Genomic DNA, 14,091 nt, shown 5'->3' on the forward strand with positions numbered 1-14,091 from the left:
AACTGGGTGAAGGCGTTGCGTGGGATGGGGCCGGTGGTCAGCCGGCGAGGATGATGTTGTGGAGGTTGGCGATGCCGGAAGCGGCGTCGGTCAATGTGTGGGCGGCGCGGCGGTAGTCGCGCAGGATCTTGAAGCACTTCATCCTGGCCAGGGCGTGTTCGACCCCTGCTCGGACGGTGCGGTGTTCGATGTTGAGGGCTTCCTTCCAGTCCGGCAGTGTGCTGCCGTCGGTGGGCTTGCGGTACGGCATGATCACCTCGGGGTTGCCGCGGTAGCCGCCGTCGGCCATCACCGGCCGCCCGTCCAGCTTCTCGGCAATGCCGGAGGTGCGGTAGACGATGGTGTCGTTGCGGTTGCCGGGCTGCGGGTCGCCGACGGCGATGACCAGGCGGGTGGAGGCGTCGATGGCGACCTGCAGGTTCGTTGAGTACCGGTAGTTCTTGCTCCGGGCTGCCAGGCGGTGATCGCGGGTGGGGATCAGGGTGCCGTCGACGATGGCGATCTGCTCGACCGGCCGTTTACGCACCGGCGCCAGGGCCAGCAGCGGCGCGAGGGTGTCGATGACCCGGTGCGCTGCGGAGTGCGACACCCCGAACAGCGGGCCGATCTGCCGCATGGTCAGGTTCGTGCGCCAGTAGGTGGCGACCAGCAGCACCCGATCGGCGAGATCCAGGGCCCACTGCCGACCCGGCCGGCCGTCGGCGATGCCGTCCCCGCCGCGTTCGGCGACCAGCCGGACCAGCTTGCAGAACTGGGCGGGCTGCAGCCCAGTGAACGGGAAGATCCAGTCAGGGTTGGCTGCGGTGATCACCTGCACCCAGGGATCCTGACCGATCGTCCTGACTAGACAGACACCGGGGTTACGAGACGTCCCTTAGGGCCGGGTCTGCTCGCGCACCCAGGCGGTGTAGCCGGGGTTGCCGCTGTCCTCCCGGCTGACCAGGATCTCCGGCACCTCGTACGGGTGGTTGGCGCGGAGCTGGTCGACCAGGGCGTCCACCCGGTCCGGCGCGGTCTTGAACCGCACCTGCCACTCGGCGGTGGTCTGGATCGCCGACTGCCACCAGTAGGTGCTGTCCACCGGGCCGCCGACCTGGGCGCAGGCCGCCAGCCGGCCGGCGACGGCCGCGGCCGCCAGCACGTCCGCGACCCCGCGGGCGTCCACCACAGTCGTCACCACGCAGATCTGCTCCACGAGCGCACCCTACGCGGCCCGCTGCCACCACGCCGAACAGGCGCGGGGAATCGGCTCAGGCGTCGACGGTGCCGTCGCGGTTGTCCGCGATCCACCTGTCGATGCGGGCCCACCAGTCGAACAGCCAGTCGATGCGTTCCTGCTTGCCGGCCGGGATCTCCTCCGGCGGCACCGACCAGAACCGCATCACGATCCGCTTGTCCATCGGCAGCTCGCGCCACACGTCCGCGACGGTGAGCATCTGGTCCAGACCGGTGTGCGCCACGAAGATCACGCCGGCGTCCGGCGCGGCGTCGAGCGCGGCGAGCAGCCCGCCCGGCTGCGGGGCGAGCACGTGCCGCATCCGCTCGGCGCGGCGCGCCATCCGTTCCAGGCCGAGCGACCGGAGCCGGTCAATCGCACGCAGCCGGCGCGCCGGGGTGAAGTTGCCGCCCTCCGGGAAGATCACGAAGGCGTCGTCGTCGTCCAGGCCGGTGGCCAGGTGCCCGACCTGCCGGGCCACCGACTCGCGCCCGTCCGGCCCGGCCGCGATGAACCGGTTGGGCAGCCGGTTGAGCAGCACGTCGATCGCCGGGTCCCACTGGAGGGTCTCCTTGAGCACGATCCGGGGTTCCCGGTTGAACCAGTTCACCAGCGCGTGGATCAGGATGAACGAGTCGCCGGGGCCGGCGTGCCGGCAGACCACCAGCTCGGGGCGGCCGGGCAGTGCGGTGTCCGGGTCGGTGCCGACCACGTCGATGCTCAGCCGCAGCGTCCAGCGGGCCTGCCAGAACATGATCCGCAGGAACCAGCCGGCCAGCACGTAGTGGGCCCGCTGGAAGGCCGGCGCGCGCTTGTACACGCCGAAGCCGGAGGCGAGCCAGAGCAGGAACAGGGCGAGCAACGCGGCGGCGTCCCAGACCAGGTAGACGGTGCCGATCCAGAGCAGCCGCAGCGGCCGCAGCCGTCCCGGCACCAGCGGGGACGCGGCGAGCGCCAGCAGCGCCCAGCCGGGCAGCGTGGTCACCACGAGGAAGGCCAGCAGCACCACACCAGGGGCGAGCACCAACCGGCGTAGCCAGCGGGGTGGCAGCGGCATTCAGCGCTCCAGCGCGGTGTCCAGGTATCGGCGGGAGGCAGTGTACGCGCGGCTGATCCGCCGTCCCACCGCCGCCGTGTCCCGGTACGCCCACGGGCTGTCGTCGCGCGGCTCCAGCCCGCCGGTGGGCAGCACGTGCACCTCGACGTCCTCGGGCAGCGCCGCCATCTCCCGCGCGAACCGGTGCCGGCGGGCGATCTCGAACGCCACCTGGGCGATCTCCCAGGGGCGGCGCGGCGGCGTCAGTTCGCGTTCGATCCGGCCCACCTGGAGCACGAAGATCTGCTTCGCGCCGAGCAGCACCGCCTCGCCGACCGGGATCGAGTTGACCACCCCGCCGTCGATGTAGTGCTGGCCGTCGATCTGGGTCGGGGGCAGCAGCCCGGGCACCGAGGCGGAGGCGAGCACCGCCGGCACCAGCGGTCCGGTGTGGAACCAGTGCTCGGCCGCGCGTTCGATGTTCGCGGCGCAGCAACGGAACGGCACGGCCAGGTCGGCGAAGGTGGTGTCCTCGCCCAGCGCGCTCTCCAGCAGGCGGTACAGCGGGCGGGGTGAGTGCAGGTGGGTACGTGCCGCGAACCGGCGCAACTGCCGGGCGACCGAGTCGCCGTACACCTCGCTGGCCTCCGGCGACGCCCAGAGCCGGACCAGCCGGTCGGTGACCGCCTCGGTCGGGTCGGCGGCGACCAGGGCGCCGTTGACCGCGCCGATCGACGTACCCAGCACCATGTCGGGTTTGATCCGGGCGCGGAACAGGGCGCGCAGCATGCCCACCTCGACCGCGCCGAGCACTCCCCCGCCGCCGAGCACGAACGCCACCGGACCTGCTGCCATGCCGTTCATCCTGGCACGCGGCCCACACCCGGCCGCCCGGCCGCCCCGCCCGTGACCGGACCGTCACGCGACACCGGCCGGGTTGTGACGCAGCGCGATCGTCAACCGGACGACTGTTGACAGGTCAGACACATTCCCGCAACCTGATAGCGCTCCCGAGCCCAGGCAGGTGCGAGCTGATGGCGACACTCCAGGCCGGCCGTCTGCTGGCCCGGCGGTACCGGCTCATCGACCGGATCGGTGCCGGTGGCATGTCGGTGATCTGGCGTGCCCGCGACGAGGTGCTCGACCGGATCGTGGCGGTCAAGGTGCTCGCCCCCTCGCTCGCCGCCGACGCCCGGTTCCGTGACATGGTGCGCGAGGAGGCCCGCTCCGCCGCCCAGCTCGACCACCCGCACGTCACCGCCGTGCACGACTACGGCGAGACGGTGGCCCCGGACGGCTCGATCACCTCGTTCGTGGTGATGGAGCTGCTCAGCGGCGAGGAGCTGGAACACCGGCTCACCGAGGGTCCGCTGCCCTGGCCGGAGGCGGTGGAGACGGGCGCGCAGGTGGCCGAGGCGCTGGCCGCGGCACACCGGCTCGGCATCGTGCACCGCGACGTGACCCCGGCCAACGTGATGATGACCGGCACCGGCGCGAAGGTGCTCGACTTCGGCATCGCCACCCGGATCGGCGCGCCGGACGACGACGAGGACGGCGGCACGTTCGGCACCCCGGCGTACGTGGCGCCGGAACGGCTCGACGGCGCGCCCGCCCAGCCGGCCACCGACGTCTACTCGCTCGGCGTGCTGCTGTTCGAGACGCTGACCGGGCACCCGCCGTACCCGGCGGAGACCTGGGAGCAACTGAGCGCGGCTCTCGCGGACTGTCCGGAGCCGACACTGGACGACGTACCGGGACTGCCCGGTCCGGTCGCTGACATCTGCCTGCGCTGCCTGGCCCGCGACCCGCGCCGGCGGCCCACCGCGCACCGGGTCGCCGCCGTGCTGCGCGACCAGTTGCTGCCCGCCGACCCGCAGGCCGCCACCATGCTGGCGCCGACCATGACGCTGCCCGCGCTGACCTCGCCGCCGCCGGTCGGGCCGGAACCGGCCGGGCCGCCGACCCCGGGCCCGGCCCCCGCCGCGCCGCCGAGCCCGGAGCCGGGGCGGGATCCCGCCGCGCCGCCGGCGCCGCGCCGGCGCCGCACCCTCACGCTGGCCGCCGTCGGCGTCACAGTGGTCGCCGCCGCGGCGCTGCTGGCGCCCGCGCTGACGCCGGACCGGCAGGTGGACCCGCGGGTGCTGCCGACCGCCGGGCCGGTGCAGCCGTCGCCCGCCGACCCGCCGGTGGTCGAGGAGCCGGCCACCACGCCGCCGGCCGCGCCGACGTCGGTGCCGCCGAGCGGGGGCGCCCGCCCGCCGGCCGCCGGTCAGGCCGACGCCGCCGAGCGGGTGGACGGGCTGATCGAGGCCGGGCTGACCGAGGGCCAGATCCGCGAGGACGTCGGGGTGGACCTGCGCAACCTGCTGCGCAACGCGGTCGCCGCGAACGGCGAGGGCGAGGTGACCGCCGCCGTGGACCGGCTCCGCGGCAAGATCGACGAGCGTCGCCGGGAGGGCAGCATCAGCCCCGGGTACGCGCGGCGACTCGACGCCGCGGCGGCGGAACTCGTGGCCGGGCAGACCTGACCGGTCAGCCGGCCACGGCGGGCGCGACCGTCCGGGATGCCCGGGCGGGTGCCCGCGCGGCCAGGAAGCCCCGGTAGACCGCCTCGTAGTCGGCGGCCATCCGCTCCACCGAGAAGTTCTCCGCGACGTGCGCGACGCAGTCCTCCGGATCCAGGTCCGCCGCCGCCCGCAGCGCCGCCGGCAGCTCGCCGGGGTGCTCGCAGACGAAACCGGTGATCCCGTCGCGGACCAGCTCCGGCACCGCGCCCCGGCCCAGCGCCACCACCGGCGTACCGGTAGCCATCGCCTCCACCATCACCATGCCGAACGGCTCCGCCCACTGGATCGGCATGATCAGGCAGCGGGCGTCCAGCAGCAGCCGCAGCGCGGTCGCCCGGTCCGCGTTCACCACGAGCGTCACGTCGTCGCCGAGCAGCGGCCGGACCACCTGCTCCAGGTAGCGGCGCTCGGCCGGCTCGTTGCTCTTGCCGGCGAGCGTGAGCGGCAGCCCGGCGGCCCGGCAGGCCGCGATCGCCACGTCCGGGCCCTTGTCCGGGCTGAACCGGGCCAGCCAGAGCACCGGGCCCGCGCCCGGGCTGCGCTTGCGCGGGATGTCCCGCAGCGGCATCGCGTTGTGCACGGTGCCCGCCCAGGGCAGTCCCGGGTTCGCGCGGCGCTGGGCATGCGAGATCGCGACCAGGCCCACCCCCCTGTCGGTGTTGCCGAGCACGGTGCCGTACTCGCCGACCGGGTTGCCGTGCACGGTGGCCACTGTGGGCACGCGGCGACGACCGGCCACCATCGGGCCGATCGTGGTGTGGTCGTGGATCAGGTCGAAGCCGGCCGGGTCGACAAGGCGGTCCACGTGGGCCAGGTGCGCCAGTTCGGGCAGCGACTCGCCCATCCGCTCGTACTGGAGGTCGTCACAGGTGGAGACGAAGTCGGCGGCGGTGCCGTGCTCGGTGCCCGCGCCGAACAGCGTGACGCGGTGCCCCCGGTCGACAAGCGCGTCGACGAGGCCCGCCACCACCGTCTCCAGCCCGCCGTAGCCGGGCGGCGGCACCGAGAGCCACGGCGGCACCACCATGGCGATCCGCAACGGCCCGGCCCAGGCGCGCTCCGAGGACTGCTGGTTCACGGCCACGAGTCCTCCCCGTCGGTCCCCGGCGTACCCCGCTGCGCGCGGGTTCCCGGCCCGGCCCGCGGTAAACGACGGGCGGTCAGCCGGACACCACGATCCCGACGTGCACCTCCCGTACGCCGGGCAGCGCCCAGGCGGCCCGTTCCGCGTCCTCGCGCTGCCACCAGGCGCTCACCACGCCGTCGAGCACCACCGTGTCGCCGTCGACCCGGGCGTCGATCCGCTCGGTCCCGGTACGCCGCAGCAGCAGGGCGCGCAGGTCGAGTCGCTTCTGCTCGTCACTCGGCGGCGTCGGGGGCCGCACCTCGACCAGGTTCGTCACCCCGCGTACGCCGCGCAGCCGGCGCAGTTCCCGTTCGGCGGTACGGCGCTGGAAGCCGAACTCGACCTCGCCGCGCAGCATGATCCAGCCGTCGGCGACGGTCACGTCCAGCCGCTCGGCGGGCACGAAGCTGTCCCACTCCAGCGCCCGGCTCGCCGCGATCGCGATGTCGGCGTCGGTACGCAGGTCCGTGGCGGGCAGGTCGACCGCCAGGTCGCTGGCGACCGCCCGGACGCCGCGTACCCGGTGGGCGCAGCGCTCGGCGGCCCACCGCCGGGCGTAGCTGTCCACCTGGCCGGTGAGCGTCACGACGCCCCGCGAGACCGTCACGCCGATCTCGGTGGCCCGGGTCTGCGCGTCCCAGTCCAGTTCGGCGAGGACGTCGCGCTGGATCTGCTGGTCGGTACGCACGGCGGACGTGGTGGTCATGCCCCGACCCTCCCGCCGGTGCGGGTGAGGCGCGCTCACCCGCACCGGGTGAGAAACGAGGAGGGGCGGCGGGTGACGGAGCCAACCCCCTTGGCTCCGTCACCCGCCGCCCGGGAGGGAGGTAGGTCCTCGGGACTATGACGTCTCGGCGAGCGTCACGGTTGCGCTCTCGCTGGATCCGTTTCGCTTGTACTGCACCTCGACCCGGTCGCCGACCTTGCCGGCCTGCACGGCGCCGACCAGGTCGTTCGAGTCGTTGATCACCTTGTCGCCGAACTTGGTGATCACGTCGCCGCGCTGGAGCCCGGCCTTCTCGGCGGGGCTGCCGGGCGTGACGGCGGCGACCAGCGCCCCGCCGTCCTCGGCGCCGTTCACGCTCACCCCGAGCGAGGGGTGGCTGATCTTCTCGCCGCGCTGGAGCTTCTCGGCCACGTTCTTGGCCTTGTTGCTCGGGATGGCGAAGCCCACGCCGATGTTTCCGGTGCTGCCCTGCCCGGCGGTGGCGATGGCGGTGTTGATGCCGATCACCTCGCCGCGGGTGTTGACGAGCGCGCCGCCGGAGTTGCCCGGGTTGATCGGGGCGTCGGTCTGGAGCAGGCCGGAGATCGAGCTGGCGCCCTGCTGCGGGTTCTGCTGGCCGCCCTCGCCCGCCTGGATGGTGCGGTCGCGGGCGCTGAGGATGCCGGCGGTGACCGAGCCCTGGAGGCCGAGCGGGCTGCCCAGGGCGAGCACCTGGTCACCGACCTGCATGGCGTCGCTGTCGCCGAACTTGGCCGCCTTCAGGTTGCTCACGCCACTGGCCTGGACCACCGCGAGGTCGGTCTTCGGGTCGGTGCCGACGATCTTCGCGGAGGCGCTCTTGCCGTCGGCGAAGACCACCCGCACGGTGTCGCCACCGGCGCCGGCGACGACGTGGTTGTTGGTGAGCACGTACCCGTCGGCGCTGAGGATCACCCCGGAGCCCTCACCGCTGTTCGTCATGATCGTGACGATGCTGTCCTGGACGGAGGCCGCGATCTTCGGCAGGTCGGCGCTGTTGATCACCGGGGCGGCGGAGTAGGTGCGGGTGGGTCCGTCCCCGTCGAACGCGAGGGCGAGCGCGCCACCGGCCGCGCCGGAGCCGAGCATCAGGACCAGCGCCAGCGCGCCCGCGCCGACGAACTTCCCGGCCCGGCTGGGGCGGGCCGGCTGCTGCGGGCCCCACTGCGGCATCTGCTGCCCGGGCTGGTACGGCTGGTAGCCCTGCTGCGTCTGGTACGGCTGCGCCTGGTACGACGGCACCGGCCCGCCGTGCTGCGTGGACGGGTAGCCGGTGGCGGACTGCTGGTTCCAGCCGGCCTGCTGGTGCTGCTGCCCGTACCAGGGGTGCGGCTGCCCCGAGGCCGGGTACGGCGGCGCGGACGGTGTCGCCGGCTGCGGCGGGTACGGCCCGGCGGGCGCAGCGTCCGCGGCGCTGCCGGCCGGGTTCGGGTGTCCGGCGGGCGTGCCGGTTCCGGCGGCCGGGGAGTCGGCCGGAACCGACGCGGGGGCCGGGGTGCTGGAGGAGTCCGACGTCCCGCTCTCGACGCGGGGCAGCTCGGCGGTGTGGTGCGACGGCTCGGCGTCGGCGGGGGCCGGCGACCGCTGCGGATCGGTCTCGTGGTCGGTCATGCCACCAGCTTTCCCCGTAGCACTGTCACCAGCCTGGAATCCACCTGGAAGTTTTCTGAATGTCACTCGCCGGGCTCGGGCTCCTCGGGCAGCAGCGGCAGCTTCACCCGGAAGGTCGCCCCGCCGCCCGGTGTCTCCGCCACCTCGACGGTGCCGTGGTGCGCGGCGACGAGCGCGGCCACGATGGCCAGGCCGAGGCCGGTGCTGATCGGTCCACCGGCCCGGCGGGTACGGGCGGCGTCCACCCGGTAGAACCGCTCGAAGACCCGTTCGGCCTGCTCCGGGGTGAGGCCGGGACCGGTGTCCGCCACCTCCACCACGGCGAGGTTGCCCGCCTCGGCCCGCAGCCGCAGCGTCACCGAGGCGTCCGGCGGCGTGTGGGTGAGCGCGTTCGTCATCAGGTTGCCGATCACCTGGCGCAGGCGCGCGTCGTCGCCGAGCACCACGAGCTGCCCGGCGCCCGGTTCCCGCTCCAGCTCGATGCGCCGGTCCGGGGCGACCACCCGGGCCGCCTCGACCGCGTCGGACGCCAGCACCGGCAGTTCGACCGGGGCCAGCGCGATCGGCCGTTCCCGGTCCATCCGCGCCAGCAGCAGCAGGTCCTCCACCAGCAGTCCCATCCGGGACGCCTCGTCCTCGATGCGGCGCAGCAGGTCGGCGGTCTGCTCCGGCGCCCGCGCCGCGCCCTGGCGGTACAGCTCGGCGAAGCCCCGGATGGTGGTCAGCGGCGTGCGCAGCTCGTGCGAGGCGTCGGCGATGAACTGCCGCATCCGCTCCTCGGACCGGCGGGCCCGCGCCTCCGAAGCCTGCGCGTACGCGGCGGCGTCCCGCGCGCCCATCTCGGCGCTGCGCGCCGCCGCCTCGGAGGCGGCCCGCGCGGTGAACGCGGCCTCGATCTGCGCGAGCATGGCGTTCAGTGCCCGGGACAGGCGGCCCAGCTCCGAGGTGGGGCACGGCCGCCCCATCTCCGGGTCGGGCACCCGCCGGGTCAGGTCGCCGCCGGCGATGGCGGCCGCCGTACGCTCTATCTCCACCAGCGGCTTCAGGCTGGTACGGACGATCCCGGCGCCCACCGACGCCAGCGAGATCAGCACCGCGCCCCCGACCAGAAGGTCTATCCACACCAGCCGGCCGACCGCGGAGTCGACGCCGGTGAGGTGCTGCCCGAGCGCGATGATCCGCCCGTCGGGCAGGGCGGTGTAGAGCATCCGCCACCGGCTGCGGCCGTCCTCGGAGCGCACGGTGAACGGGTCGCCCACCCGCTCCCGGTAGCCCGCGTAGTCGGCGGGGAACCGGGGCAGTTCCTCGTCGCGCAGGCCCTCGTAGCGCGTCGGCTCCTCCGGCAGCTCACCGGGTGCCATGACGGACGCCACGTAGTCCGACGGGATGGTGATCTTGATCCCGCCGCCGCCGGCCTTGTCGAGCGTGTTGGCCACCGTGTACGCGCCGCCGCGGAGCTGGTCGTCCGCCTGCCCGATCAGATAGTTGCGCAGCAGGAACGCCGTCAGACCGCTGATCACCACCAGCGCCACAGCCACGAGCGCGAGGACCGCGGCGACGAGCTTCAGCCGGAGCGGGACGCTGCGCAGCCTGCCCTTCGCGTCGTCGACGACGTTCACGCCGCCGGCTTGCGGAGCACGTAACCCACTCCCCTGAGCGTGTGGATCAGCCGGGGCTGGGTGTTGTCGACCTTGCGCCGCAGGTACGAGATGTAGGACTCGACGATGTTGTCGTCACCGCGGAAGTCGTAGTTCCAGACGTGGTCGAGGATCTGCGCCTTGCTGAGCACCCGGTTGGCGTTGAGCATCAGGTAGCGCAGCAGCTTGAACTCGGTCGGCGACAGCTGCACCCGCTGGCCGGCCCGGTGCACCTCGTGGGTCTCCTCGTCCAGCTCCAGGTCGGCGAAGGTGAGGCGGGACGGGGCCTGCTCGCCGGTCGCGGTACGCCGCAGCACGGCACGGATCCGCGCGGTCAGCTCCTCCAGGCTGAACGGCTTGGTGACGTAGTCGTCGCCGCCCAGGGTGAGCCCGCGGATCTTGTCGTCGGTGGCGTCGCGCGCGGTCAGGAAGACCACGGGGGTACGGGTACCGCCCTCGCGCAGCATCCGGATGACCTCGAAGCCGTCCAGGTCGGGCAGCATCACGTCGAGCACCACCAGGTCGGGCCGGTGGTCCTTGGCGGCGTTCAGGGCGGCGCTGCCGCTGGTCGCGGTGGCCACGTCGAAGCCCGCGAAGCGCAGGCTCGCGGAGAGCAGTTCGAGGATGTTGGGATCGTCCTCGACGACGAGAAGCCGTGCCTCGGTCTGGGTAGCCGCCATGTCACCCATCATCCGCGCTGCGGCTGCGGCCACGCTGGGTGCTCCCTGGAAACAACCTGTGAGATCAGCGGAGCAGCCGCCGGAGCCCTTCCAGCGCGCCGTCGAGCAGCCGGATCGCGGTACGGAGCTGGTTGTCGCTCAGCCGCCGGGCCCGGACGAGCGCACCGACCTCGACGGTGAACGCGGCCAGCCGCTCATCGAAGTCGGCGAGCAGCGGTGAGTCGTCCGGACGGGCCGCGCCCTCGCCGGTCGCCGGACGGGCGGTGGCGGACGCCGCCCAGCCGCCCTGGCGGGTCTGCCGGGCCACCTCGCGCAGTTCCCGCTTCAGGTCGCGCACCGATCCGCGCACCTCGGTGCGGATCTCCCCGGCCAGCGCGGAGAGATCCTCGACGGCGGCGCCGATGTCGTTCTCCAGCGTCGACAGCTCGTCGGCGCGCTGGCGCAGTTCGGCGCGGCCCGCCTCGGTGATCTCGTAGACCTTGCGGCCGCCCGCGGCGGTGTGCGTGACCAGCCCCTCCGCCTCCAGCCGTTGCAGGCGCGGGTAGATGGTGCCGGCGCTGGGCGCGTACAGGCCGAGGAAGCGCTCCTCCAGCAGGCGGATCAGCTCGTAGCCGTGCTTCGGGCCGTCGTCGAGCAGCTTCAGCAGGTAGAGCCGGAGCCGGCCGTGGCTGAACACCGCGGTCACGGCACGTCCTCCACGTGGTCGGCGGGCGCGACCGGGCGGGCGAGCAGCGCGATGCTGCCGGAGGTCGCGGAGGCCCAGAGCCTACCCGCACCCCCGCCGAGCACACCGTGGCTGTCCTTGATCGAGCCGAGCCCGCGTCCACCGCTGTCCACCTGGGGAAAGCCGCTGGTGATCTTGCCGGACGTGGTGTGCAGGTGCACGGTGAGGTCGCTGTCCTCGCGGACCCGGACGGTGATGCTGCCGGAGATGGCGCTGAGCCGGATCTCGCTGCCGCGCGGGTTGTCCAGGTCGCAGGTGATCGAGCCGGAGACGGCGTGGGCGCGGACCCGGTCGGGCGCGCTGTCGGCGAGGATCAGCTCACCGGAGACCGTCTCCAGGTCCAGGTCGCCGCCGATGCCGAGCGCCTCGACCGGCCCCGAGATGACCTTCGCGCTGGTGCGTCCCCGCAGCCCGCGCAGCGTGACCTGCCCGGAGGTGACGTCGACCCGGGTCTCCCGGCGCAGCCCGGAGGCGACGAGCGCGCCGCTGACCACCGACAGGGTGGCGAGCACGTCCGGCGGGACGGCCACCGACACCTCGGCCCGGATCCGGTTGCCGAACCAGGAGAAGATGCCGAACAGGCCGGGCTTGCGCTTGTGCCGGATCGTCAGCCGCCCGTCGCGTACCTCGACGAGGAGCGGCCGGCTGCTGACCCGGGTCACGTCGACCCGGGCCGGACCGTCGGCGCCGACCACGTTCAGCCGGCCGCTGATCAGCTCGGCGTCGAGCCGGGTGATCGGCTCGTCCAGCGTGATGCGCTGCGGGTTCTCGACCGTCCAACTGGCCATGACACGCTCCCCTCGTCGGCGCGCCGACCCACGGCGTGCCAGGTGTTGCGAGAAGCATAACGCGATACATCGCGACTGAACAAGACACTGTCGCGACTATGTCGCGTCTCCGACGACTGAGCGCGTCAGGCCGCCAGGTCGAGCTGGGCCGCGAGCACGGGACGCGGGGCCGGGTGGACGGCGGCCTCGGCGATCCGGGCCAGCGCGCGGCGGTCCGCGCCCTCGGCCGGGTGCAGCGCCGCGCTCACCGTCACCGACACGGTCAGGCCCCGGGCGGCGAGCACCCGGCGTACCGACGCCCAGAGCGTCTCCTCACCCAGGAAGGCGGGCAGCGTGCTCGGGTCGCCCGCGTACCGGTAACCGATGCTCAACGGCACCACCGGAGCGCCCGCCGCCACGGCGGCCTCGAACATCGCCGGGCGGAAGCCGCGGCTCGGGCGGCAGTCCGCCGCGGCGCCGCACCAGGTCGTACCCTCCGGGAACACCGCCACCGACCGCCCGGACCGCAGCGCGCCGGCCACCCGCGCGACGGTGGCCGGCAGGTCACGCGGCCGGGACCGGTCCACGAAGACGGTGCCCGCCGCGGCGGCCAGGGCGCCGACCAGCGGCCAGCTCCGGACCTCGCGCTTCGCCACCATCCGGACCGGCGACACGGCAAGCACCGCCAGGACGTCCAGCCAGGAGACGTGGTTGGCGACCAGCAGCGCGCGCCCGCGCGGCGTCCGGCCGCGGACCAGCAGCCGGACCCCGAGGGTACGCAGCGTCCACCGTGCCCAGCCGCGCGACGCGGCCCGGCCCCGGGCGGCGGACAGCAGCGGCAGCAGCACTGCGAGGCCCGCCCCGGCCAGCATCATGCCGAGTACGCCGAGCAGCCGCCCGGCCCGGCGCAGCAGCGACACGTCCGGGGCGGCGGGCGCCGGCAGACAGTCCGGCCCGCACCCCGAGGCGGGCCGCCACAGGCCCGCACCGTCGACGCCCGCGCGCGGGTCCGCGCCGAGCCCGGGGACAGCGGCGGTCACGACCCGGCCTCGCCGAGGAAGTGCCGCAGGTAGCGCGGGTTCATCCGGTCCAGCGAGAACAACACGTAGAAGTCGGCGCAGCCGAAGTCCGCGTCGTACCCGGGCTCGCCGGCCACCCAGGCGCCCAGCCGCAGGTAGCCGCGCAGCAGCGGCGGAACGAGCGCCCGCCGTTGCGCCGGGGTGAGCGCGGCGAGGTCGGCGGCGGGCGCCTCGGCGAACCAGGGCCGGCGCGGGGTCACCCGCAGCAGCGGCGGGGCGAGGTGCCGGGCGGTGACCTCGGCCCACACCTGCGCGGCGGCGGTCCCGCCGTCGGCGACCGGCACCGAGGCGCAGCCGCCGAGCCAGCGGGCGCCGCGCAGGTGCAGGTAGCGGCAGATCCCGGCCCACATGAGGTTGATCACCGCGCCGGTGCGGTGGTCCGGGTGGACGCAGGAGCGGCCCGCCTCGACCAGGTGGTCGCGGAGCGGGGCCAGCGGGCCCAGGTCGAACTCGGCGTCGGCGTACCGGCGGTCGGTGCGGCCGGGCGGCAGCAGCCGGTACGTGCCGACGACCTCGCCGGTGCCCTCGCGCAGCACCACCAGGTGGTCGCAGTACGCGTCGAACCCGTCGGTGTCGAGCCCGGTGGCGGCGGTCGGCAGGGTGGCGCCGAGTTCGCCGGCGAACACCTCGTGGCGCAGGCGTTGCGCGGCCGCGACCAGTGTCGGGTCGTCGGCGATCAGCAGGGTGTAACCGCTGGTCGTGAGCGGTGCGCCAGCGGCGTGCAGAACGGCCATGACTCCTGTGTAGGTGCCCCGGGTTGCCGCCGGACGGGATGAGGGGTGTCGATCCGGTGAACGCCGGTCGGCGGCGGCGTGCGAACCGGGACGGCCGGGACGGGACCGGCGTGTGCGAGGCTGCCGGGCGGACCGCCCGCGACGGCGCCGGCGGAGGGGAACCCGGAGG

Annotated in this window: 14 protein-coding genes; 1 reads left to right on the top strand and 13 read right to left on the bottom strand. The window is 74.1% G+C overall.

Features of this window, described 5'->3' with window-relative positions; all coding sequences use genetic code 11:
* Positions 1-37: 37 nt before the first annotated feature.
* The 4 genes from CLT75_RS19215 to CLT75_RS19230 are packed head-to-tail and all read right to left on the bottom strand — an operon-like array spanning position 38 to position 3,107.
* Entirely contained in the window at positions 38-817 is a 780-nt protein-coding gene (locus CLT75_RS19215) for an IS5/IS1182 family transposase (RefSeq protein ID WP_030275477.1), read from the bottom strand.
* A 57-nt stretch (positions 818-874) separates the two neighbouring features.
* Positions 875-1,195, bottom strand: coding sequence for a divalent-cation tolerance protein CutA (gene cutA / locus CLT75_RS19220; protein WP_030503202.1), 321 nt, complete (start codon positions 1,193-1,195; stop codon positions 875-877).
* Positions 1,196-1,250: 55 nt separating this feature from the next.
* The gene (locus tag CLT75_RS19225) at positions 1,251-2,273 is read right to left on the bottom strand and encodes a 1-acyl-sn-glycerol-3-phosphate acyltransferase (RefSeq protein ID WP_135241859.1); all 1,023 of its coding nucleotides are present in this window, start codon (positions 2,271-2,273) and stop codon (positions 1,251-1,253) included.
* A complete protein-coding gene (locus CLT75_RS19230; RefSeq protein WP_135241860.1) occupies positions 2,274-3,107 on the bottom strand; it encodes a patatin-like phospholipase family protein in 834 nt (277 codons plus the stop codon).
* A gap of 179 nt (positions 3,108-3,286) precedes the next feature.
* Here CLT75_RS19230 and CLT75_RS19235 point away from each other — a divergent pair, with 179 nt between their 5' ends.
* Positions 3,287-4,780 (top strand): serine/threonine-protein kinase, encoded by a 1,494-nt coding sequence (locus tag CLT75_RS19235; RefSeq protein ID WP_135241861.1) that lies wholly within the window; start codon positions 3,287-3,289, stop codon positions 4,778-4,780.
* A 4-nt stretch (positions 4,781-4,784) separates the two neighbouring features.
* Here the strand turns inward: CLT75_RS19235 and CLT75_RS19240 are convergent, their stop codons facing one another.
* The 9 genes from CLT75_RS19240 to CLT75_RS19280 form a co-directional block, all read right to left on the bottom strand.
* The gene (locus CLT75_RS19240; RefSeq protein WP_486485354.1) at positions 4,785-5,897 is read right to left on the bottom strand and encodes a glycosyltransferase family 4 protein; all 1,113 of its coding nucleotides are present in this window, start codon (positions 5,895-5,897) and stop codon (positions 4,785-4,787) included.
* Between the two features lie 82 nt (positions 5,898-5,979).
* Positions 5,980-6,651 carry a BON domain-containing protein gene (locus tag CLT75_RS19245; RefSeq protein WP_135241863.1) on the bottom strand — a complete coding sequence of 224 codons (672 nt, stop codon included), beginning with the start codon at positions 6,649-6,651 and terminating at the stop codon, positions 5,980-5,982.
* A gap of 135 nt (positions 6,652-6,786) precedes the next feature.
* On the bottom strand, positions 6,787-8,301 hold the full coding sequence (locus CLT75_RS19250) for a trypsin-like peptidase domain-containing protein (protein ID WP_135241864.1): 1,515 nt from the start codon (positions 8,299-8,301) through the stop codon (positions 6,787-6,789).
* Positions 8,302-8,363: 62 nt separating this feature from the next.
* Positions 8,364-9,920 carry a HAMP domain-containing sensor histidine kinase gene (locus CLT75_RS19255; protein WP_135241865.1) on the bottom strand — a complete coding sequence of 519 codons (1,557 nt, stop codon included), beginning with the start codon at positions 9,918-9,920 and terminating at the stop codon, positions 8,364-8,366.
* Entirely contained in the window at positions 9,917-10,618 is a 702-nt protein-coding gene (locus CLT75_RS19260; protein WP_030271847.1) for a response regulator transcription factor, read from the bottom strand. Before CLT75_RS19260 ends, CLT75_RS19255 begins: the two co-directional genes overlap by 4 nt.
* Positions 10,619-10,682: 64 nt before the next feature.
* The gene (locus tag CLT75_RS19265; RefSeq protein WP_135241866.1) at positions 10,683-11,303 is read right to left on the bottom strand and encodes a PadR family transcriptional regulator; all 621 of its coding nucleotides are present in this window, start codon (positions 11,301-11,303) and stop codon (positions 10,683-10,685) included.
* Positions 11,300-12,130 (bottom strand): DUF4097 family beta strand repeat-containing protein, encoded by an 831-nt coding sequence (locus CLT75_RS19270; RefSeq protein WP_135241867.1) that lies wholly within the window; start codon positions 12,128-12,130, stop codon positions 11,300-11,302. Before CLT75_RS19270 ends, CLT75_RS19265 begins: the two co-directional genes overlap by 4 nt.
* 125 nt (positions 12,131-12,255) lie before the next feature.
* Positions 12,256-13,149, bottom strand: a complete 894-nt coding sequence (locus tag CLT75_RS19275) for a lysophospholipid acyltransferase family protein (RefSeq protein ID WP_135241868.1) — start codon at positions 13,147-13,149, stop codon at positions 12,256-12,258.
* Positions 13,146-13,922, bottom strand: a complete 777-nt coding sequence (locus tag CLT75_RS19280) for a GNAT family N-acyltransferase (protein WP_135241869.1) — start codon at positions 13,920-13,922, stop codon at positions 13,146-13,148. Before CLT75_RS19280 ends, CLT75_RS19275 begins: the two co-directional genes overlap by 4 nt.
* Between the last annotated feature and the right edge of the window lie 169 nt (positions 13,923-14,091).

Source organism: Micromonospora sp. CNZ285, from assembly GCF_004637285.1.